The following is an 18,024-nucleotide window of genomic DNA, read 5'->3' on the forward strand; positions in this document are numbered from 1 at the left end:
TCCGCGCCAGGTCGGCGCGGACCCGAAGGTTTATTTGCCGAGCGCCTGCATCACCGCTTCGCCCAGATGGGCCGGGCTGTCGGCCACGACGATGCCCGCGCTCTTCATCGCTTCGATCTTGGATTCCGCATCGCCCTTGCCGCCCGAGACGATGGCGCCCGCGTGGCCCATCCGGCGGCCCGGAGGCGCGGTGCGGCCGGCGATGAAGCCCGCGGTGGGCTTCCAGCGGCCGCGCTTCTTCTCGTCGGCGAGGAACTGCGCCGCTTCCTCTTCTGCCGAGCCGCCGATCTCGCCGATCATGATGATCGACTGGGTTTCCGGGTCGGCGAGGAACATCTCGAGCACGTCGATGTGCTCGGTGCCCTTGATCGGGTCACCGCCGATGCCGACGGCCGAAGACTGGCCGAGCCCGAGGTCAGAGGTCTGTTTCACGGCCTCATAGGTAAGCGTGCCCGAGCGCGAGACAACGCCGCAGGAGCCGCGCTTGTGGATGTGGCCCGGCATGATGCCGATCTTGCAGGCGCCGGGGGTGATGACGCCCGGGCAGTTCGGCCCGATCAGCCGCGAGGACGAGCCCTGCAGCGCGCGCTTCACCTTCATCATGTCGAGCACCGGGATGCCCTCGGTGATGCAGACGATCAGTTCCATCTCGGCGTCGATGGCCTCGAGGATCGAGTCGGCCGCGAAGGGCGGCGGCACGTAGATCACGGAGGCATTGGCGCCGGTGACTTCGCGGGCCTCGTAGACCGAGTTGAAGACCGGCAGGCCGAGATGCTCGGTGCCGCCCTTGCCCGGGGTCACGCCGCCGACCATCTGCGTGCCGTAGGCGATCGCCTGTTCGGTGTGGAAAGTCCCCTGCGAGCCGGTGATGCCCTGACAGATGACCTTGGTATTTTCGTTGACGAGAACGGCCATCGGATTACCCCTTCACCGCTTTGACGATCTTCTGCGCTGCGTCCGACAGATTGTCGCCCGCGATGACATTCAGGCCGGAGTTCGCGATGATCTCCTTGCCCTTCTCGACGTTCGTGCCCTCGAGGCGCACGACCAGCGGAACCTGAAGCCCCACCTCCTTCACCGCGGCGATGATGCCCTCCGCAATGATGTCGCAGCGCATGATGCCGCCGAAGATGTTGACGAGGATGCCCTTCACGTTCGGGTCCGAGGTGATGATCTTGAACGCCTCGGTCACCTTCTCCTTGGTGGCGCCGCCGCCCACGTCCAGGAAGTTGGCAGGTTCCGCGCCGTAGAGCTTGATGATGTCCATCGTGGCCATGGCGAGGCCCGCGCCGTTCACCATGCAGCCGATCTCGCCGTCGAGCGCGATGTAGTTCAGGTCGAACTTCGAGGCCGCGAGTTCCTTCGGATCCTCTTCGGTCTCGTCGCGCAGCGCCATCACGTCGGACTGGCGGTAGAGCGCGTTGTTGTCGAAGCCCACCTTGGCGTCGAGCACCTTGAGGTTGCCGTCGGTCATGACGATCAGCGGGTTGATCTCGAGCATCTCCATGTCCTTCTCGACGAAGGCACGATAGAGGTTCTTGACCAGCTGCACGCATTGCTTGACCTGCGCGCCTTCCAGCCCGAGGGCGAAGGCCACGCGGCGGCCGTGGAAGTCCGACAGGCCCGAGGCCGGATCGACCGAGAAGGAAACGATCTTCTCGGGCGTCGAGGCCGCCACTTCCTCGATGTCCATCCCGCCTTCGGTCGAGACGACGAAGGAGATGCGCGAGGTGCCGCGGTCAACGAGCAGCGCGAGATAGAGCTCGCGCGCGATGTCCGAGCCTTCCTCGATGTAGATGCGGTTCACCTGCTTGCCCGCGGGGCCGGTCTGGTGAGTGACCAGCGTGCGGCCCAGCATCTGCCGGGCCAGCTCGGCCGCCTCGCCCACCGACTTCGCCAGGCGCACGCCACCCTTCTCGCCCGCCTCCGGCTCCTTGAACTTGCCCTTGCCGCGGCCGCCGGCATGGATCTGGGCCTTCACCACCCAGAGCGGCCCGCCGAGCTCGCCCGCGGCGGACTTGGCCTCGTCGGCTTTCAGGACGACCCGGCCGTCGGACACCGGCGCACCGTAGCTGCGCAGGAGCGCCTTGGCCTGGTATTCGTGGATGTTCATTGAACTGTCCCATCGCTGATGATTTGCGGCGTGATGCCACAGAAACGGGCGCGATCAAAACGGGTTTTGCGCTACCAAGTGCTTTTCCGCGCAAAAAGAAAGTTTTGTGATCACACTTCGGAAAGGCGTGATCACATGCATGATCGACGCCGCTCCGCAGCAAGCCCGGCCGTTAAGGAAAGGGGCGCGCCGGTTGCCCGGCGCGCCCCTGTCAATGCGTCGGAACGACTCAGGCGAGCGACGGCTCGATGCTCTTGCAGGCTTCCACGAGGCCCTTCACCGCGGCGACCGACTTGTCGAACATCGCCTGCTCGTCGGCGTTCAGCTTGATGTCGACGATCCGCTCGATACCGCCGGCGCCGATGATCGTCGGCACGCCCACATACATGCCGTTCAGGCCGAAGGCGCCGTCCACATAGGCCGCGCAGGGCAGCAGGCGCTTCTGGTCCTTGAGGTAGGCCTCGGCCATCTCGATCGCCGAGGTGGCCGGCGCGTAGAAAGCCGAGCCGGTCTTCAGCAGGCCCACGATCTCGGCGCCGCCGTCACGGGTGCGCTGGATGATCTGGTCGAGCTTCTCCTGCGTGGTCCAGCCCATCTGCACGAGGTCGGGCAGCGGGATGCCGGCAACCGTCGAGTAGCGGGCGAGCGGCACCATCGTGTCGCCGTGGCCGCCGAGCACGAAGGCGGTCACGTCGCGCATCGAGACGTTGAACTCCACCGACAGGAAATGCCGGAAGCGCGCCGAGTCCAGCACGCCGGCCATTCCCACGACCTTCTCGGCCGGCAGGCCCGAGAATTGCTGCAGCGCCCAGACCATCGCGTCGAGCGGGTTGGTGATGCAGATCACGAAGGCGTTCGGCGCGTGCGCCTTGATGCCCTCGCCGACCGACTTCATCACCTTCAGGTTGATGCCGATCAGGTCGTCGCGGCTCATGCCCGGCTTGCGCGGAACGCCCGCGGTCACGATGCAGACGTCGGCGCCCGCGATGTCCTCGTAGCTGTTGGCGCCCTTCATCACGGCGTCGAAGCCTTCCGACGGGCCGGACTGCGCGATGTCCAGAGCCTTGCCCTGAGGGGTGCCTTCCGCGATGTCGAACAGGACGACATCGCCGAGTTCCTTGATGGCGGCGAGATGGGCGAGCGTGCCGCCGATCTGCCCCGCACCGATCAGCGCAATCTTGGGTCTGGCCATGAGTGGATCTCCCGTGAGGAATTGTCGCGGCGATGGGTAGACCTTCGTTTTCTTGCGCGCAAGCCTCGTCCGGGGCAACAGATCGGCCTTCGACTGTTTCCCGGCAGATGTTTGCGCTAAAGGCCGGGTCGCGACGGCCCGCCTGCGGCCGCATGGTATCCAATCGCATACCGCGCACGTCGACTGATTCGGGGGAAGGATGGACGGCTTCGGCTTCTGGGCGCTGGCGGTGACCGCCTCGGTCCTCGTCGGCATGAGCAAGGGCGGCCTGCCGGTCGTCGGCATGATGAGCGTGCCGCTCTTGTCGCTGGTGATCTCGCCGGTCACGGCGGCGGGGCTTCTCCTGCCGATCTACGTCCTCTCGGACATGTTCGGGCTCTACGCCTATCGCAGGGATTATGACGGTCGGGTGCTGAAGATCCTGATCCCCGGCGCCGCGGCGGGCGTGTTCCTTGGGTGGCTGACCGCGAGCGTGGTGCCCGAATGGGTGGTCGAGGGACTGGTGGGTCTGATCGGCGCGAGCTTCGCCGCCAACCTGCTCCTGCGCCGCACGGACCCGCCCGCCAAGGTCGCGAAGGTCACGCCGGGGGTGTTCTGGGGATTAGCGACCGGTTTCACCAGCTTCGTCAGCCATGCAGGCGCGCCGCCCTATCAGGTCTACGTCCTGCCGCTGAAGATGCCGAAGACAGTCTTTGCCGGCACCTCCACCATCCTCTTCGCCGCGGTCAACGCGATGAAGCTGATCCCCTACGCCGCGCTCGGCCAATTGTCGCTGCAGAACCTCGAGGTGGCAGCCTGGCTGGCGCTTCCCGCAGCTCTGGCGGTGTTCGGAGGCTACTGGCTGGTCAGGGTCGTGTCGCAGGCCCTGTTCTTCAAGGCGGTCACCTGGGCGCTGCTTGCCGTCTCGCTGCGCCTGATCTGGCAGGCGCTGGCCTGACATAGGGTCTGCCTGTCATCCCGGAACGGCAGTTCGACGCCGTTTTTCTGCATCGCGGCAAATCTGCCCTTGCCGAAAGTGCCGAATGTATGTTCCCAAGCGCAAGATTGTTACGCGAAGGAGAATCGTCATGGCGCATCAGGCTCACCCCTTCCGGTCGGTCCTCTACATCCCGGGCTCCAAGGAACGGGCGCTGGAGAAGGCGCAGGGCCTCGCCGCCGATGCGATCATCTTTGACCTCGAGGATGCCGTGGCGCATGACGAGAAGCTGCACGCCCGCGACCTGCTGAAACGGACGCTCGAGACCGCCGATTACGGCCGGCGCATCCGCATCGTGCGGGTGAACGGGATGGACACCGAATGGGGACGCGACGACGTGGCGGCCTTCGTCGGTTCGAAGGCCGACGTCATCCTGATCCCCAAGGTTTCGAAGGCGGCGGATGTGCAGGCGGTGGCCGACCTGATCCCCGGCGTGCCGCTCTGGGCCATGATGGAAACCGCGCTCGGCATGCTTAACGCCAGCGAGATCTCGGCGCATCCGCGGCTGACCGGCATGGTGATGGGCACCAATGACCTCGCCAAGGAACTCGGCAGCCGCTATCGGCCTGACCGGCTGCCGATGCAGGCGGGCCTCGGCCTCTGCCTGCTCGCCGCCCGTGCCCATGGGCTGACCATCGTCGACGGCGTCTACAACGCCTTCAAGGACGAGGACGGCCTGCGCGACGAATGCACCCAGGGCCGCGACATGGGCTTTGACGGCAAGACGCTGATCCACCCGGCGCAGCTCGACATCGCGAACGAGGTGTTCTCGCCGTCCGAGGCCGAGATCACCCTGGCCAATCGTCAGATCGAAGCCTTCGAGGAGGCAGAACGCCACGGGCTCGGCGTGGCCGTAGTGGATGGCAAGATCGTCGAGAACCTGCATATCGTGACCGCGCGGCAGACTCTGGCCAAGGCCGAGGCGATTGCCGCGTTCAGGGCTGGTTGAGGACACGATATGCTTCTTCTCATTCTCGGGGTCGCCATCTGGTGCGGGGCCCATCTGTTCAAACGTGTTGCGCCTGACCTGCGCCGACCGCTGGGGAATGCGGGCAAGGGGATCGCGGCGCTGCTTCTGATCGCCTCGGTGGTGCTCATGGTGATCGGCTACCGGTCGGCCGAGGTCATCCCCGTCTATTCGCCGTTCGCGGGCATCGGGCACCTGAACAACCTTCTCATGCTGATCGCGCTGATCGTCTTCGGCGCAGGGATGGCCAAGGGCTGGCTCTGGACGAAGATCCGCCACCCGCAGCTTTACGGCTTCACGCTCTGGGCCGCGGCGCACCTGCTGGTGAACGGTGACCTGGCCTCGATCATCCTGTTCGGCGGCCTCGGCCTCTGGGCCGTGGCGGAGATCGTGCTGATCAACCGTCAGGACAGCTGGACGCCGCCGGTCTCGGGCGGGCCGAAGCGCGATCTGGCGCTCGTCGGCGTGGTTCTCGTGATGTATGCGCTGATCGCCCTTGTCCATGTGTGGACAGGTCACAACCCCTTCCTCGGGACCTACGCATGAAACTCTACCGCTACCTGACCGAAGACGACACGCAGGCCTTCTGCCACAAGGTGACCGCTGCCCTGAACAAGGGCTGGCACCTGCACGGCGATCCTTCCTATGCCTTCGACGCGGCGAAGGGAGTCATGCGCTGCGGTCAGGCGGTGGTGAAGGACGTGCCGGGCACCTACACGCCCGAGACCAAGCTGGGAGACCACTGAATGAAGACCAACGCGGGCCGTTTCTTCGAGGATTACCGGCTGGGCGAGACCATCGCCCATGCCGTGCCGCGCACCGTTTCGGGCGGCGAGCGGGCGCTCTACCACACGCTCTACCCGGCGCGTCATGCGCTCTACTCCTCGGATGAATTCGCCCGCGCCTGCGGTCTCCCCGCCGCTCCGGTCGATGACCTAGTGGCCTTCCATCTGGTGTTCGGCAAGACCGTGCCGGACATCAGCCTGAATGCCGTCGCCAACCTCGGCTATGCCGAGGGGCGCTGGCTGAAGCCGGTCTTTCCGGGCGACACGCTGCGGTCGGAGAGCACCGTGATCGGCTTGAAGGAGAACTCCAACGGCAAGTCGGGCGTGGTCTATGTCCGCACCCGCGGCCTGAACCAGCGGGACGAGGCGGTGCTGGAGTATGTCCGCTGGGTGATGGTCCGGAAGCGCGACGAGGCGGCGCCCGCGCCCGAGGCGGTGGTGCCGCCCTTCGCGAAATCGGTGGCAGCCTCCGACCTTGCGATACCGGCAGGGCTCGACTTCACCGGCTACGACTTCACCCTTGCCGGAGAACCGCATCGCTGGGACGACTACGCGGTCGGAGAACAGATCGACCACGTCGACGGCGTGACCATCGAGGAGAGCGAGCACATGCTCGCAACCCGGCTCTGGCAGAACACCGCCAAGGTGCATTTCGACGCGACCAACCGCCCCGACGGCAAGCGCCTGATCTACGGCGGCCATGTGATCTCGATGGCGCGTGCGCTCAGCTTCAACGGTCTCGCGAACGCGCAGATGATCGTGGCGCTGAATGCAGGGGCCCATGCCAATCCGTGCTTCGCTGGCGACACGGTGCGGGCGTGGTCCGAAGTCCTCGACAAGGCAGAGACTTCCGCTCCGGGCGTCGGTGCGCTCAGGCTCCGGCTCGTCGCGGTGAAGCACGGGACCGAGCCCTTCAGGCTGAAGGGTGAGGACGGCAAGTACCTCCCCGGCGTGCTTCTCGATCTGGACTACTGGGCCGTCGTGCCGCGCTGAGGCGTGGAAGGTCGGAAGCTCGGCCGGATGATTGCGCAAACATGTGATCACGCCCTCTCACGTTGTGATCACAAGCACGATTTTTTTGCGGTCGCGCCCGGTTTTGAAGCGGCGGTCCGGCGCGGACCCCCGTGACTCGGGCAAAAAAACCGCTATTGAGTGACACCAGCGAGACAGCCGCCCCGCCCGCCGGGGCCGGCCAGCGAAAGGCAACGACATGGCTGAGACAAAGCGGGTCGAGCGGCCCCTTTCCCCCCATCTCCAGATCTACCGGGTGCAGCTGACCTCCACGAGTTCGATCTTCACCCGCATCACGGGGAACGGTCTGATCGTCGGCACGATGCTGGTGACCTGGTGGCTGCTCGCCGCGGCACTGAGCCCCGAACAGTTCGAGACCGCCGATGCGGTCCTTACCTCCTGGTTCGGGGACATCGTGCTGCTGCTGTCGGTCTGGGCGCTCTGGTATCACTACCTCGCCGGGCTCCGGCACCTCTACTGGGACACCGGCAAGGGGCTCGAGATCAAGACCGCCGAGAAGCTCGGCATGGCCTGCATCGCCGGTTCGCTGATCCTGACCATCCTGACTGTCATCATCATCTGAAAGGGCGCCCCATGCGTTTCATCACCGCCCGCAAGCGCGCCGAGGGCATGGGCGCCGCCCATCACGGCACCGACCGGCACTGGTACATGATCGTCAGCGCGGTGGGCCTCGCCGTGCTGATCCCGATCTTCGTCTACATCGTCGGCAACGCCATCGGCGAAGGCCGGGAGCGTGTGCTCGAGATCTTCTCGCACCCGTTCAACGCGATCCTTTCGGGCCTCGTGCTGTTCTTCGGCATGCGCCACTTCGCCGAAGGCTCGACCATGATGATCGAGGACTACTGGCAGGGCGTGCCGCGGCGCCTGCTGGTGATCTGCGCGCAATCCTTCGCCTATGGCGTTTCGGCGATCGGGCTGTTCGCCCTCGCCAAGATCGCCCTCTGAGGACCTGACCGATGGCTGCTTACACTTACGAGACGCATGACTACGACGTGGTGGTTGTGGGCGCCGGCGGCGCCGGCCTGCGCGCCACGCTGGGCATGGCCGAGCAGGGCCTGCGCACCGCCTGCGTCACCAAGGTTTTCCCCACCCGCAGCCACACCGTGGCCGCTCAGGGCGGCATCGCCGCCTCGCTGGCGAACATGGGGCCGGACAACTGGCAGTGGCACATGTACGACACCGTGAAGGGGTCGGACTGGCTGGGCGATACCGACGCGATGGAATACCTCGCCCGTGAGGCCCCCAAGGCGGTCTACGAGCTCGAGCATTACGGCGTGCCCTTCTCGCGCACCGAGGAAGGCAAGATCTACCAGCGCCCGTTCGGCGGCCACACCACCCAGTTCGGCGAAGGCCCGCCGGTGCAGCGCACCTGCGCCGCGGCCGACCGCACCGGCCACGCGATCCTGCACACGCTCTACGGCCAGTCGGTCAAGAACAACGCCGAGTTCTTCATCGAATACTTCGCGCTCGACCTGATCATCCAGGACGGGCGCTGCACCGGCGTCGTGGCCTGGCGTCTGGAAGACGGCACGATCCATGTCTTCAACGCCAAGCTTACCGTGCTGGCGACCGGCGGCTACGGCCGCGCCTATTTCTCGGCCACCTCGGCCCATACCTGCACCGGCGACGGCGGCGGGATGGTGGCGCGTGCCGGACTGCCGCTTCAGGACATGGAATTCGTGCAGTTCCACCCGACCGGCATCTACGGCTCGGGCTGCCTCATCACCGAGGGCGCCCGCGGCGAGGGCGGCTATCTGACCAACTCGAACGGCGAACGGTTCATGGAGCGCTACGCTCCGACCTACAAGGACCTGGCCTCGCGTGACGTGGTCTCGCGCTGCATGACGCTGGAGATCCGCGAGGGCCGCGGCGTGGGCGAGCAGGGCGACCACATCCACCTGCACCTGAACCACCTGCCCCCCGAGACGCTGGCGCTGCGTCTGCCCGGCATCTCGGAATCGGCGAAGATCTTTGCCGGCGTCGATGTCCACAAGGAGCCGATCCCGGTGCTGCCGACCGTGCACTACAACATGGGCGGCATCCCCACCAACTACTGGGGCGAGGTTCTGGCTCCGACCGCCGACGATCCGGACCGCGTGTTCCCGGGCCTGATGGCGGTGGGCGAGGCCGGCTGCGCCTCGGTCCATGGGGCGAACCGCCTCGGCTCGAACTCGCTGATCGACCTCGTGGTCTTCGGACGCGCTGCGGCCATCCGCGCGGGACAGACCGTCAAGCCGCACGAGTTCCATCCCGACGTGCCGGCGGCCCAGATCGATCAGATCCTCGGCCGCTTCGACGACCTGCGCCATGCCAACGGCGCGGTTCCGACCGCGGAACTCCGGCTCGAGATGCAGCGCACGATGCAGGCCGACGCCGCGGTGTTCCGCACCGACAAGACGCTCGCCGAGGGCGTCGAGAAGATGAAGGGCATCGCCGCCAAGCTCGGGGACCTCAAGGTCACCGATCGCTCGCTGATCTGGAACTCCGACCTCATGGAGACGCTGGAACTCACGAACCTGATGCCGAATGCGCTTGCCACGATCGTGGCGGCCGAGGCGCGCAAGGAAAGCCGCGGGGCGCATGCCCACGAGGACTGGCCGAACCGCGACGACGAGAACTGGCGCGTGCACAGCCTTGCGGTCGTGAAGGGCAACGAGGTCACCCTCTCGTCGCGGCCCGTCCATCTCGATCCGCTGACGAAGCAGACCGAGGGCGGCATCGACCTGAAGAAGATCGCGCCGAAGGCGCGGGTCTACTGATGCGCGGCGCGGTCCTCCTCTCCGGCGCGCTCGTGCTCGGCGCCTGCAGCCCGCAGTCGGTGGCCGACAGCGTTGCCCGGCGGACCGCGCGCACCGTCGTGCTGCCGGTGGTCGAGCAGTACATGCCCGGCCCCGCGGCGCAGGGCGTCACCACCTGCATCATCGACAACGCTTCGGCGCAGGAGATCAACGCGCTCGCGCGGGATGTGGGCGTGCGTGCGGGCACGACGACGGTCCAGAACGTGCTGGCCATCGCCACCCGTCCCGCCACGATCCAGTGCCTGCGGACGAGCGGCCTGCCGCTTCTGCCGGCGTTCTGATCCGATGCGCGCCCGGCTCCTGCTCCTGTTCTTCCTCGCCGGATGCGGCCCGATGTCGGTGCAGCGGGCCGAGGAGGTTTGCCTCGACCGTGCGCGCCTGGCCGAAGCGCCACGCGGCACCATCGGAGTGGGCGCCGGCAGTGGCGGAATGATCAGCGACGTCGAACTGACGGTGACGTCGGACTATCTCATGGGCCGGGACCCCTCGGCCCTCTACGATGCCTGCGTCTACCAGAAATCCGGCCAGCCCCCGACGCGGCCGCTCTACTCCCGCTAAGACCGGAAGGGATGAACCATGGTCCAGCTCACGCTCCCCAAGAACTCCAAGGTCCGGACCGGCAAGACCTGGCCGAAGCCCGAGGGCAAGAACGTCCGCAAGTTCCAGATCTACCGCTGGGATCCCGACACGGGCGAGAATCCGCGCGTCGACACCTACTTCCTCGACATGGACCGCTGCGGTCCCATGGTTCTCGACGCGCTCATCAAGATCAAGAACGAGGTCGATCCGACGCTGACCTTCCGCCGGTCCTGCCGTGAGGGGATCTGCGGGTCCTGCGCGATGAACATCGACGGGATCAACACGCTGGCCTGCATCTATGGCCTCGACGAGATCAAGGGCGACGTGAAGATCTACCCGCTGCCGCACATGCCGGTGATCAAGGACCTGATCCCGGACCTGTCGCTCTTCTACGCCCAGCACGCCTCGATCATGCCGTGGCTCGAGACGAAGACCGTCCAGCCTGCCAAGGAATGGCGTCAGTCGGTCGAGGACCGGGCGAAACTCGACGGCCTCTATGAATGCGTCATGTGCGCCTGCTGCTCGACCTCCTGCCCGAGCTACTGGTGGAACGGCGACCGCTACCTCGGGCCGGCGGCGCTGCTGCATGCCTACCGCTGGATCGTGGACAGCCGCGACGAGGCGACGCCGGAGCGGCTCGACATGCTGGAAGACCCGTTCAAGCTCTACCGCTGCCACACGATCATGAACTGCGCGAAGACCTGCCCCAAGGGTCTGAACCCGGCGAAGGCCATTGCCGAGATCAAGAAGATGATGGTCGAGCGCGTCATCTGACGCAGGCGTCGGGGCGCCCCGGGCAACGGTCCGGGGTGAGAGCGTGTCCTCGGTCTGCCACACATCCGGACGCGCCTCGACTGAGGTTGCGTCGCTGCGGGTCGGATGCACCCTCCATGCGCGGACGCAGCTGGCGAGCGGTGAGCCGGCTTCCGGCTCCCGAGACCCCATGCACGGCGCAATCCGGCCGGAGCATCCTGCGCCATTCCGCGAGGCCGGCAGAGCAGGCAATGAAACGATGACGCCTCCGCCGGGAGGAGGCGGAGGCGTCAGGCAGCGCTTCGGGTCAGCAGCGGGCGCTAGTGCAGCGTGTGGCGTGCCATCAGTTCATAGGTCGGCGCGTTCGGGCAGAAGCCGCAGTCGGCCGGCTCCAGCCTCGCCGCATCGGCAAGGGCGCATTGGCACACCCGGGTGCTGCCGCAGTGCTGGCACACGTCCAGGAGTTCCAGATAATCGGCATAGGCGTGCTGGACGTCGATCGGATCGAGGCCGAACACCTGCGCCATTTGCAAGAGGCGCTCGCCCACATTCTCGGGCATGCGTGCGAACTGTTCCATCTGCCAACGCGTGATGCCGAGATCCTCCAGATCACGATCAGTCAGCGCGTGCACTTCCTGTAGCCGGTGCCAACGGTCGAAGAGGGCGCGAACTCGGTTCAGCATGGCTATTCCCCTTAGGTCAGATCCTTTTCATCCACCCGTTGGTATCCTTTTCTCGAATCGAGAAACATGATCCCGGTCAAGTAATCTGACCACTTCACCCGATCAGATGTCGCAGCCCCTGCGTCACGTCCGTCCGGACGGCAAGCCGCAGACCCGGTTCGTCCCCGGCCCTCAGCGCGGCGAGGATGCTCCGATGGTGCTGCGGCGGCTCGTTTCGCCTGAGCCTGCCGTAAAGCGCACGCATGGTCGGCCCGAGCTGGAGCCACACGGTTTCGGCCATGGCCAGCATTGCCGGCGCCTGAGCCCGCAGGTAGAGCGTCCGATGAAATTCGAGGTTCGTGCGGATGTAGGCCACGGCATCCCCCTTCACGACCGCCTCGGCATTGGCGGCGTTGATCGCCGTCAGGCGGTCCAGAAGCGCGAAGTGGGCCCTCGGCAGCGCGCGTGCGGCGAGCTCCGGTTCGAGAAGCGCGCGGATCGCCGCCAGTTCCTCGATCCGCTCTGGGCTCAGTTCCGGCGTCGCCACCCTGCCCGAGGAGGAAAGAGACAGCGCCCCCTCCGCCACGAGGCGCCGCACCGCCTCGCGCGCGGGGGTCATCGAGACCTCGAAACTCCGGGCAAGGCCGCGCAGCGTCAGCGCCTGCCCCGGCGCGACCTCGCCATGCATGACCTGCGTCCGCAGGCTGCGATAGAGCCGCTCATGTGCGGCGGCGGTCAGGTCGGAGGGACGCGTCTGGCTCGGCATGAGCGCGAGCAAGCACCGTCGCCGCGCGCCGGTCAATCCCCGAAGCGGAAACCGTGCAGGGCTTGCCCATGTCGGCGCAGCCAGGTCCGGTGCGGGGCATAGTCGGGCATGAGCCGGGCCACCTCTGCCCAGAAGGCGGGAGAATGGTTCATCTGCGCAAGATGCGCCACCTCGTGCGCGGCGACGTAGTCGAGCACGGGCGGCGGGGCGAGGACGAGCCGCCACGAGAACATGAGGCAGCCGTCGTGGGTGCAGGATCCCCAGCGCGACCGAGTGTCGCGCAGGGTCAGGCGCGCGTAAGGTCGGCCGAGCATGTGCGCATGCCGGTCGGACGCGGCCGCGAGCCGCTCGCGCGCGAGCGCCTTCAGGAAGGTGGCGAGCCGCACCGGAACGGACGCTGCCTCGCCGGGGACGAGGATCGAATCGCCCTCGATCCGGACGGAACGCCCCTTGCCTTCGCGCACCAGCAGCAACCGGCCCTCGACCGGCAGCAGCGTCCCCAGCCCCACGCTCGCCGTGACCGGCACATCGGACAGGGCCCGTCGGATCCATCCCTCCTGGTCGCGGACGAAGGCGAGGGCCTCGGCCTCGCGGGCTCTGAGGGGCACCGTCAGCGTCACCCGCCCGTCAAGCCGCGACACCCGCAGGGAAAAGCGGCGGGCCTGCGCCGAGCGGCGCAGCGTGATGTCGACTGGCGGCGAGCCGGGCAGGACGGGCATCGAGATCTCCTTCAGCGGCGCCAGATTACTGCCGCGCCGAACGGTGAAAAGCCCTGAAAATCTGCCGGAAGGCGAGGGCCGGAAAGGCTTTGACAGTGCCGGGGGCTTGTGGCATGGCTCCCCAATTCTGCAGCAGACAGCCTTGCAAGGGGATCACCATGCCCAAGGAAGAATGGGGCACGAAGCGTGTCTGCCCGACGACGGGCAAGCGCTTCTACGACCTCAACCGCAGTCCCGTCGTCAGCCCCTACACCGGCGAAGTCGTGGACATCGAAAGCGCGCGCCGCAAGGCCGTGGCAGCGGTCATCTCGCGCGTCGCGCCCGAGAAAGACGATGACGTGCTCGTGGACGACATCGACAACGACGAAGACCTGCTCGACGCCGAAACCAGCGATGATGCCGATGTCGATGACGACCTGCTCGAGGACGATTCGGATGACAACGTCTCGCTGGACGACCTGGCCGACGTGGCCGGCGACGACGAGGAAGGTTGACCGCAAGGGGCGTATTTTTCCTCTTGCGCCCCTCTTCGTGAGCCTCTAATTACGCCGAGCGAACCGGAACCGGTTCGCACCCAAGCGGATCCGACAGGGTCCGCACCTCCGGTGGGGTCATAGCTCAGTTGGGAGAGCGCTTGAATGGCATTCAAGAGGTCGGCGGTTCGATCCCGCCTGGCTCCACCAAATAAATCCCGAACAATCTGATCCGCTGACGATGCGGCCTGCAGGGTCAGGCGTTTGCAAGGTCGGGGACGTCGCGCAGGTGGACGCTCCGCACAGATGCCCTGCGGCCCGAGGGGATCTGCCCGGCAAGGGTTGGGCAGCGGGTCTGCACGTCCCGTCTCCCGGAAGGCGGCAGGCCGCCAACTCCGCCCAGACACACGCGACGTGACTCTGCGGCGGGCTCCCACTATCCGGCCGGCGATCCCCAATGGCAGAGGCTTCTCGTCGCGGCGACACGGTGCCTGACGCCTATCCTTCAGGACGACTCGCCTTGCGCCATGCGCTTCGGTGTCTGTGCGGGCCGGGAGTGAGGCGGCGCATCGATTATCTGCAAGATGCGCACGCCTCCGGAAGCGCGCCCCGCCCTCCGTCGTGCATCATCGCGGAAGGACGACCGTCCCGTCCCGGCCTGGTCGGACGCCGTAGGCCGTTGCGACAGGCGCAGCCGTTGGGTGGCGGAAAACAACTTCACGTCCCGTCCGTTGCCCCCGCTCCTCGAAGCGACACATGTGCCGCCGAACGCCGGACCGACAGGCGGCCGCCCTGGGGAACAGGCCGCCTCGGAGCGCGCGGCCACCAATCGTCGACCGCACACGCCGAGCGCCGTCCAAGGCAAATCGGCGCCCGAGCGCTCTTTGACATGGATCATGGAGAGACCGAGGCGCGGCGCACTACTGGCTAAAACGGATACAACGTTTGCCCCAATAAGCCAGGCTCCGCATGCCCAGCACCGCCACACGCCGCGCTCTCCTGACCGGACATCTCTCCGAGATGCCCCATCCCCGCCCGCCGGGTGCCGTGGCAACTCAGGCTTTCGCCGACGATTGCACCGGTTGCGGCGACTGCGCCCGTGCCTGCCCGCAGGGCATCATCCTGCGTGACCGCGAGGGCCTGCCGGTCGTGGACATGCGGGCCGGCGCCTGCACCTTCTGCCGCGACTGCACGCGCGCCTGCCCGACCGGAGCTCTTGCGCCGGCAGAGCCGTGGAACTGGCGAGCCGAGGTCGGCGCGGGGTGCCTCGACATGGCGGGTATCCCCTGCCGCGCCTGCGAGGACTTCTGTGACCGGGCCGCCATCCGCTTCCGCCCGCAACTCGGGGGACGCGCCCGTCCCATCATCGACCCAGAGACCTGCACCGGCTGCGGCGCCTGCATCGCGCCCTGCCCCGAGCAGGTCATCCACCTGACCCGCAAGGAGATCTGCCGATGCTGAACATCTGCGGCTGCCTCGTCCAGACCATAGCCGAGTTCACGCCGGACGTCATCGCGGCCATCTCGGCCACCGAAGGCGGTGCGGTGCACGCGCACCAGCCCGGCCGCATCGTCGTGACCATCGAGGATACCGCCGCGCGCCGGGCCTCGGACCAGATCATGGACCTGCACCAGATCCCCGGCGTGATCGGGGTGACACTTGCCTACCATCATTTCGAGGCGCCCGAGGCGGCGCCCGCGACCCTCTGACGGGAGACCCGGTATGACGCTTTCCTCTTCGCGCCGCTCGTTCCTGAAGGCCACCGCCGCCGCGGCGACGGCCTCCGCGGCCGGCATCCCGCTCGCCGGGCCCGCCCTTGCCGATGCCGTCGGCGACATCCGCTGGGACAAGGCGGCCTGCCGGTTCTGCGGCACGGGATGCTCGGTGCTCGTGGGCGTCAAGGACGGTCGCGTGGTCGCGACCCAGGGCGACCCGGAGGCGCCGGTCAACCGCGGCCTCAACTGCATCAAGGGCTATTTCCTCTCCAAGATCATGTATGGAAAGGACCGCCTGACCCAGCCCATGCTGCGCAAGACCAACGGGGTCTACGACAAGGAAGGCGAGTTCGAGCCCATCTCGTGGGACGAGGCCTTCGACATCATGGCCGAGAAATGGAAGGCCGTGCTGAAGGCCAAGGGCCCCGAGGCGATCGGCATGTTCGGCTCGGGCCAGTGGACGATCTGGGAAGGCTACGCCGCCTCGAAGCTGATGAAGGCGGGCTTCCGGTCGAACAACCTCGACCCCAACGCGCGGCACTGCATGGCCTCGGCCGTGGCGGGCTTCATGCGCACCTTCGGCATCGACGAGCCGATGGGCTGCTATGACGACCTAGAGGCAGCGGACACCTTCGTGCTCTGGGGCTCGAACATGGCCGAGATGCACCCGATCCTGTGGTCGCGCATCACCGACACGCGCCTGACGAAGCCCGGCTGCGAGGTCCACGTCCTCTCGACCTTCGAGCACCGCTCGTTCGAGCTGGCCGACAACGGGATGGTGTTCACGCCCCAGACCGACCTCGCGATCCTGAACTACATCGCGAACCACATCATCCAGACCGATGCGGTGAACTGGGACTTCGTGAAAAAGCACACGACGTTCATGAAGACGAAGACCGGCATCGGCTACGGCCTGCGCCCGACCCATGCGCTCGAGGACGGGGTTGACCCCAAGACCACCGGCGAGATGGAGCCGATCACCTTCGAGGAGTTCAAGGCCGCGGTTTCCGAATATACGCTCGAGAAGGTGGCGGCGCTGTCCGGCGTGCCGGCCGAGAAGCTGGAGCGTCTGGCGAAGCAATACGCCGATCCGAATCGCAAGGTCATGTCGCTCTGGACCATGGGCTTCAACCAGCACACCCGCGGCTCGTGGGTGAACTCGAATGCCTACAACGTCCACCTGCTGGTCGGAAAGATCGCCGAGCCGGGCAACTCGCCCTTCTCGCTGACGGGCCAGCCCTCGGCCTGCGGCACGGCGCGCGAGGTCGGCACCTTCTCGCACCGCCTGCCCGCCGACATGGTGGTGACGAACCCGGAACACCGCGCCCATACCGAGGAACTCTGGGGCCTGCCCGAAGGCACGATCCCGGAAAAGCCCGGCGCGCATGCCGTGCTGCAGAACCGGCTGCTGAAGGACGGCAAGATCAACGCCTACTGGGTGCAGTGCAACAACAACATGCAGGCCGCGCCCAACATGAACGAGGAAGGTTGGCCCGGCTACCGCAACCCCGAGAACTTCATCGTCGTCTCCGATCCCTACCCGACCGTCACCGCGATGGCGGCCGACCTGATCCTGCCCACCGCGATGTGGGTGGAGAAGGAAGGCGCCTACGGCAATGCCGAGCGGCGCACGCAGTTCTGGCGCCAGCAGGTGGACGCCCCCGGCGAGGCGCGCTCGGACCTGTGGCAGCTGGTCGAGTTCTCGAAGCGCTTCACGGTCGATGAGGTCTGGCCGGCCGAGCTGCTGGACCAGAAGCCGGAACTCCGCGGCAAGACGCTCTTTGACCTGCTCTATGCCAATGGCGTCGTGAACCGCTACCCGCTGGAGGAAACCGCTGAAGGGTTCGGGAACCAGGAAAGCCGCCACTTCGGCTTCTACCTGCAGAAGGGCCTTTTCGAGGAATACGCCTCGTTCGGGCGCGGCCACGGCCACGACCTGGCCGACTTCCAGACCTACCACCAGGCACGCGGCCTGCGCTGGCCGGTGGTCGAGGGCAAGGAGACGCTCTACCGCTTCCGCGAGGGCTATGACCCCTACGTCAAGCCCGGCGAGGGCGTCAGGTTCTACGGCAACAAGGACGGCAAGGCGAAGATCATCTTCGCGCCCTACGAGCCGCCGGCCGAGAGCCCCGATGCCGAGTTCGACCTCTGGCTGGTGACGGGCCGCGTGCTGGAACACTGGCACTCCGGCTCGATGACGCGGCGGGTGCCGGAACTGCACCGCGCCTTCCCTTCCGCGGTGGTCTTCATGAACCCGGACGATGCCGAGGCGCGTGGCCTGAAGCGCGGGCAGGAGATCGCGATCTCCACCCGGCGCGGACGTGTGCTGAGCCGCATCGAGACGCGCGGGCGCAACAAGATGCCGGAAGGCGTCGTGTTCTTCCCCTGGTTCGACGAGGGGCAGCTGGTGAACCAGCTCACGCTCGACGCGACCTGCCCGATCTCGAAGGAGACCGACTACAAGAAATGCGCCTGCAAGGTGGAGCGCGCCTGA

The 18,024-nt window shown here is 66.7% G+C and carries 21 protein-coding genes and 1 tRNA gene; 16 read left to right on the forward strand and 6 right to left on the reverse strand.

Going from position 1 to position 18,024, the window contains the following annotated elements:
* Positions 1–30: 30 nt before the first annotated feature.
* From sucD to mdh, 3 genes are all read right to left on the reverse strand, one after another.
* Complete coding sequence (sucD, locus tag ACTVZP_RS13345) at positions 31–915, reverse strand: succinate--CoA ligase subunit alpha (protein ID WP_443212641.1); 885 nt, start codon at positions 913–915, stop codon at positions 31–33.
* A 4-nt stretch (positions 916–919) separates the two neighbouring features.
* Positions 920–2,113, reverse strand: a complete 1,194-nt coding sequence (gene sucC / locus ACTVZP_RS13350) for an ADP-forming succinate--CoA ligase subunit beta (RefSeq protein ID WP_443212642.1) — start codon at positions 2,111–2,113, stop codon at positions 920–922.
* Positions 2,114–2,342: 229 nt separating this feature from the next.
* Positions 2,343–3,305, reverse strand: a complete 963-nt coding sequence (gene mdh / locus ACTVZP_RS13355; RefSeq protein WP_443212643.1) for a malate dehydrogenase — start codon at positions 3,303–3,305, stop codon at positions 2,343–2,345.
* A gap of 199 nt (positions 3,306–3,504) precedes the next feature.
* Between mdh and ACTVZP_RS13360 the strand changes: the two genes are divergently transcribed.
* From ACTVZP_RS13360 to ACTVZP_RS13410, 11 genes are all read left to right on the forward strand, one after another.
* Entirely contained in the window at positions 3,505–4,242 is a 738-nt protein-coding gene (locus ACTVZP_RS13360; protein WP_443212644.1) for a sulfite exporter TauE/SafE family protein, read from the forward strand.
* 130 nt (positions 4,243–4,372) lie between these two features.
* Entirely contained in the window at positions 4,373–5,230 is an 858-nt protein-coding gene (locus tag ACTVZP_RS13365) for a (3S)-malyl-CoA thioesterase (protein WP_443212645.1), read from the forward strand.
* A gap of 9 nt (positions 5,231–5,239) precedes the next feature.
* Positions 5,240–5,794 (forward strand): NnrU family protein, encoded by a 555-nt coding sequence (locus ACTVZP_RS13370; RefSeq protein ID WP_443212646.1) that lies wholly within the window; start codon positions 5,240–5,242, stop codon positions 5,792–5,794.
* Complete coding sequence (locus tag ACTVZP_RS13375; RefSeq protein ID WP_443212647.1) at positions 5,791–5,994, forward strand: DUF1737 domain-containing protein; 204 nt, start codon at positions 5,791–5,793, stop codon at positions 5,992–5,994. The genes ACTVZP_RS13370 and ACTVZP_RS13375 overlap by 4 nt, the downstream gene beginning before the upstream one ends.
* Entirely contained in the window at positions 5,995–7,026 is a 1,032-nt protein-coding gene (locus ACTVZP_RS13380; protein WP_443212648.1) for a MaoC family dehydratase, read from the forward strand.
* A 217-nt stretch (positions 7,027–7,243) separates the two neighbouring features.
* The gene (gene sdhC, locus ACTVZP_RS13385) at positions 7,244–7,627 is read left to right on the forward strand and encodes a succinate dehydrogenase, cytochrome b556 subunit (protein WP_443212649.1); all 384 of its coding nucleotides are present in this window, start codon (positions 7,244–7,246) and stop codon (positions 7,625–7,627) included.
* Between the two features lie 11 nt (positions 7,628–7,638).
* Positions 7,639–8,010: a succinate dehydrogenase, hydrophobic membrane anchor protein gene (locus tag ACTVZP_RS13390; protein ID WP_443212650.1), complete on the forward strand. Its 372-nt coding sequence runs from the start codon at positions 7,639–7,641 to the stop codon at positions 8,008–8,010.
* An 11-nt stretch (positions 8,011–8,021) separates the two neighbouring features.
* Complete coding sequence (gene sdhA / locus ACTVZP_RS13395) at positions 8,022–9,824, forward strand: succinate dehydrogenase flavoprotein subunit (protein WP_443212651.1); 1,803 nt, start codon at positions 8,022–8,024, stop codon at positions 9,822–9,824.
* Positions 9,824–10,144 (forward strand): hypothetical protein, encoded by a 321-nt coding sequence (locus ACTVZP_RS13400; protein ID WP_443212652.1) that lies wholly within the window; start codon positions 9,824–9,826, stop codon positions 10,142–10,144. Before sdhA ends, ACTVZP_RS13400 begins: the two co-directional genes overlap by 1 nt.
* A 4-nt stretch (positions 10,145–10,148) precedes the next feature.
* Complete coding sequence (locus tag ACTVZP_RS13405; RefSeq protein WP_443212653.1) at positions 10,149–10,421, forward strand: hypothetical protein; 273 nt, start codon at positions 10,149–10,151, stop codon at positions 10,419–10,421.
* A gap of 18 nt (positions 10,422–10,439) precedes the next feature.
* Positions 10,440–11,216, forward strand: coding sequence for a succinate dehydrogenase iron-sulfur subunit (locus tag ACTVZP_RS13410; protein WP_443212654.1), 777 nt, complete (start codon positions 10,440–10,442; stop codon positions 11,214–11,216).
* Positions 11,217–11,515: 299 nt separating this feature from the next.
* Here ACTVZP_RS13410 and ACTVZP_RS13415 read toward each other — a convergent pair whose 3' ends face one another.
* The 3 genes from ACTVZP_RS13415 to ACTVZP_RS13425 all read right to left on the reverse strand — a co-directional run bounded on the left by ACTVZP_RS13415 (position 11,516) and on the right by ACTVZP_RS13425 (position 13,342).
* Positions 11,516–11,878 carry a hypothetical protein gene (locus tag ACTVZP_RS13415; RefSeq protein WP_443212655.1) on the reverse strand — a complete coding sequence of 121 codons (363 nt, stop codon included), beginning with the start codon at positions 11,876–11,878 and terminating at the stop codon, positions 11,516–11,518.
* Between the two features lie 94 nt (positions 11,879–11,972).
* Positions 11,973–12,623 (reverse strand): GntR family transcriptional regulator AgkR, encoded by a 651-nt coding sequence (agkR, locus tag ACTVZP_RS13420; RefSeq protein ID WP_443212807.1) that lies wholly within the window; start codon positions 12,621–12,623, stop codon positions 11,973–11,975.
* 32 nt (positions 12,624–12,655) lie between these two features.
* Positions 12,656–13,342 carry a M48 family metallopeptidase gene (locus ACTVZP_RS13425; RefSeq protein WP_443212656.1) on the reverse strand — a complete coding sequence of 229 codons (687 nt, stop codon included), beginning with the start codon at positions 13,340–13,342 and terminating at the stop codon, positions 12,656–12,658.
* A gap of 158 nt (positions 13,343–13,500) precedes the next feature.
* Here ACTVZP_RS13425 and ACTVZP_RS13430 point away from each other — a divergent pair, with 158 nt between their 5' ends.
* The 5 genes from ACTVZP_RS13430 (at position 13,501) to napA (ending at position 18,024) form a co-directional block, all read left to right on the forward strand.
* Positions 13,501–13,836, forward strand: coding sequence for a TIGR02300 family protein (locus tag ACTVZP_RS13430; RefSeq protein ID WP_443212657.1), 336 nt, complete (start codon positions 13,501–13,503; stop codon positions 13,834–13,836).
* Between the two features lie 113 nt (positions 13,837–13,949).
* Positions 13,950–14,025 (forward strand) — tRNA-Ala (locus ACTVZP_RS13435).
* Positions 14,026–14,784: 759 nt separating this feature from the next.
* The gene (gene napF / locus ACTVZP_RS13440; protein ID WP_443212658.1) at positions 14,785–15,276 is read left to right on the forward strand and encodes a ferredoxin-type protein NapF; all 492 of its coding nucleotides are present in this window, start codon (positions 14,785–14,787) and stop codon (positions 15,274–15,276) included.
* Positions 15,270–15,524, forward strand: coding sequence for a chaperone NapD (locus ACTVZP_RS13445; RefSeq protein WP_443212659.1), 255 nt, complete (start codon positions 15,270–15,272; stop codon positions 15,522–15,524). Before napF ends, ACTVZP_RS13445 begins: the two co-directional genes overlap by 7 nt.
* A 13-nt stretch (positions 15,525–15,537) precedes the next feature.
* Positions 15,538–18,024: a nitrate reductase catalytic subunit NapA gene (gene napA, locus ACTVZP_RS13450; RefSeq protein ID WP_443212660.1), complete on the forward strand. Its 2,487-nt coding sequence runs from the start codon at positions 15,538–15,540 to the stop codon at positions 18,022–18,024.

The sequence above is a fragment of the Rhodobacter sp. NSM genome (assembly GCF_052244495.1).
Taxonomy (GTDB): Bacteria; Pseudomonadota; Alphaproteobacteria; order Rhodobacterales; family Rhodobacteraceae; genus Cereibacter_A.

Bases quoted from the DNA above. Each gene is read 5' to 3' on its own strand.
- sucD (WP_443212641.1), bottom strand. From the start codon at position 915: ATGGCCGTTCTCGTCAACGAAAATACCAAGGTCATCTGTCAGGGCATC.
- sucC (WP_443212642.1), bottom strand. From the start codon at position 2,113: ATGAACATCCACGAATACCAGGCCAAGGCGCTCCTGCGCAGCTACGGT.
- mdh (WP_443212643.1), bottom strand. From the start codon at position 3,305: ATGGCCAGACCCAAGATTGCGCTGATCGGTGCGGGGCAGATCGGCGGC.
- ACTVZP_RS13360 (WP_443212644.1), top strand. From the start codon at position 3,505: ATGGACGGCTTCGGCTTCTGGGCGCTGGCGGTGACCGCCTCGGTCCTC.
- ACTVZP_RS13365 (WP_443212645.1), top strand. From the start codon at position 4,373: ATGGCGCATCAGGCTCACCCCTTCCGGTCGGTCCTCTACATCCCGGGC.
- ACTVZP_RS13370 (WP_443212646.1), top strand. From the start codon at position 5,240: ATGCTTCTTCTCATTCTCGGGGTCGCCATCTGGTGCGGGGCCCATCTG.
- ACTVZP_RS13375 (WP_443212647.1), top strand. From the start codon at position 5,791: ATGAAACTCTACCGCTACCTGACCGAAGACGACACGCAGGCCTTCTGC.
- ACTVZP_RS13380 (WP_443212648.1), top strand. From the start codon at position 5,995: ATGAAGACCAACGCGGGCCGTTTCTTCGAGGATTACCGGCTGGGCGAG.
- sdhC (WP_443212649.1), top strand. From the start codon at position 7,244: ATGGCTGAGACAAAGCGGGTCGAGCGGCCCCTTTCCCCCCATCTCCAG.
- ACTVZP_RS13390 (WP_443212650.1), top strand. From the start codon at position 7,639: ATGCGTTTCATCACCGCCCGCAAGCGCGCCGAGGGCATGGGCGCCGCC.
- sdhA (WP_443212651.1), top strand. From the start codon at position 8,022: ATGGCTGCTTACACTTACGAGACGCATGACTACGACGTGGTGGTTGTG.
- ACTVZP_RS13400 (WP_443212652.1), top strand. From the start codon at position 9,824: ATGCGCGGCGCGGTCCTCCTCTCCGGCGCGCTCGTGCTCGGCGCCTGC.
- ACTVZP_RS13405 (WP_443212653.1), top strand. From the start codon at position 10,149: ATGCGCGCCCGGCTCCTGCTCCTGTTCTTCCTCGCCGGATGCGGCCCG.
- ACTVZP_RS13410 (WP_443212654.1), top strand. From the start codon at position 10,440: ATGGTCCAGCTCACGCTCCCCAAGAACTCCAAGGTCCGGACCGGCAAG.
- ACTVZP_RS13415 (WP_443212655.1), bottom strand. From the start codon at position 11,878: ATGCTGAACCGAGTTCGCGCCCTCTTCGACCGTTGGCACCGGCTACAG.
- agkR (WP_443212807.1), bottom strand. From the start codon at position 12,623: ATGCCGAGCCAGACGCGTCCCTCCGACCTGACCGCCGCCGCACATGAG.
- ACTVZP_RS13425 (WP_443212656.1), bottom strand. From the start codon at position 13,342: ATGCCCGTCCTGCCCGGCTCGCCGCCAGTCGACATCACGCTGCGCCGC.
- ACTVZP_RS13430 (WP_443212657.1), top strand. From the start codon at position 13,501: ATGCCCAAGGAAGAATGGGGCACGAAGCGTGTCTGCCCGACGACGGGC.
- napF (WP_443212658.1), top strand. From the start codon at position 14,785: ATGCCCAGCACCGCCACACGCCGCGCTCTCCTGACCGGACATCTCTCC.
- ACTVZP_RS13445 (WP_443212659.1), top strand. From the start codon at position 15,270: ATGCTGAACATCTGCGGCTGCCTCGTCCAGACCATAGCCGAGTTCACG.
- napA (WP_443212660.1), top strand. From the start codon at position 15,538: ATGACGCTTTCCTCTTCGCGCCGCTCGTTCCTGAAGGCCACCGCCGCC.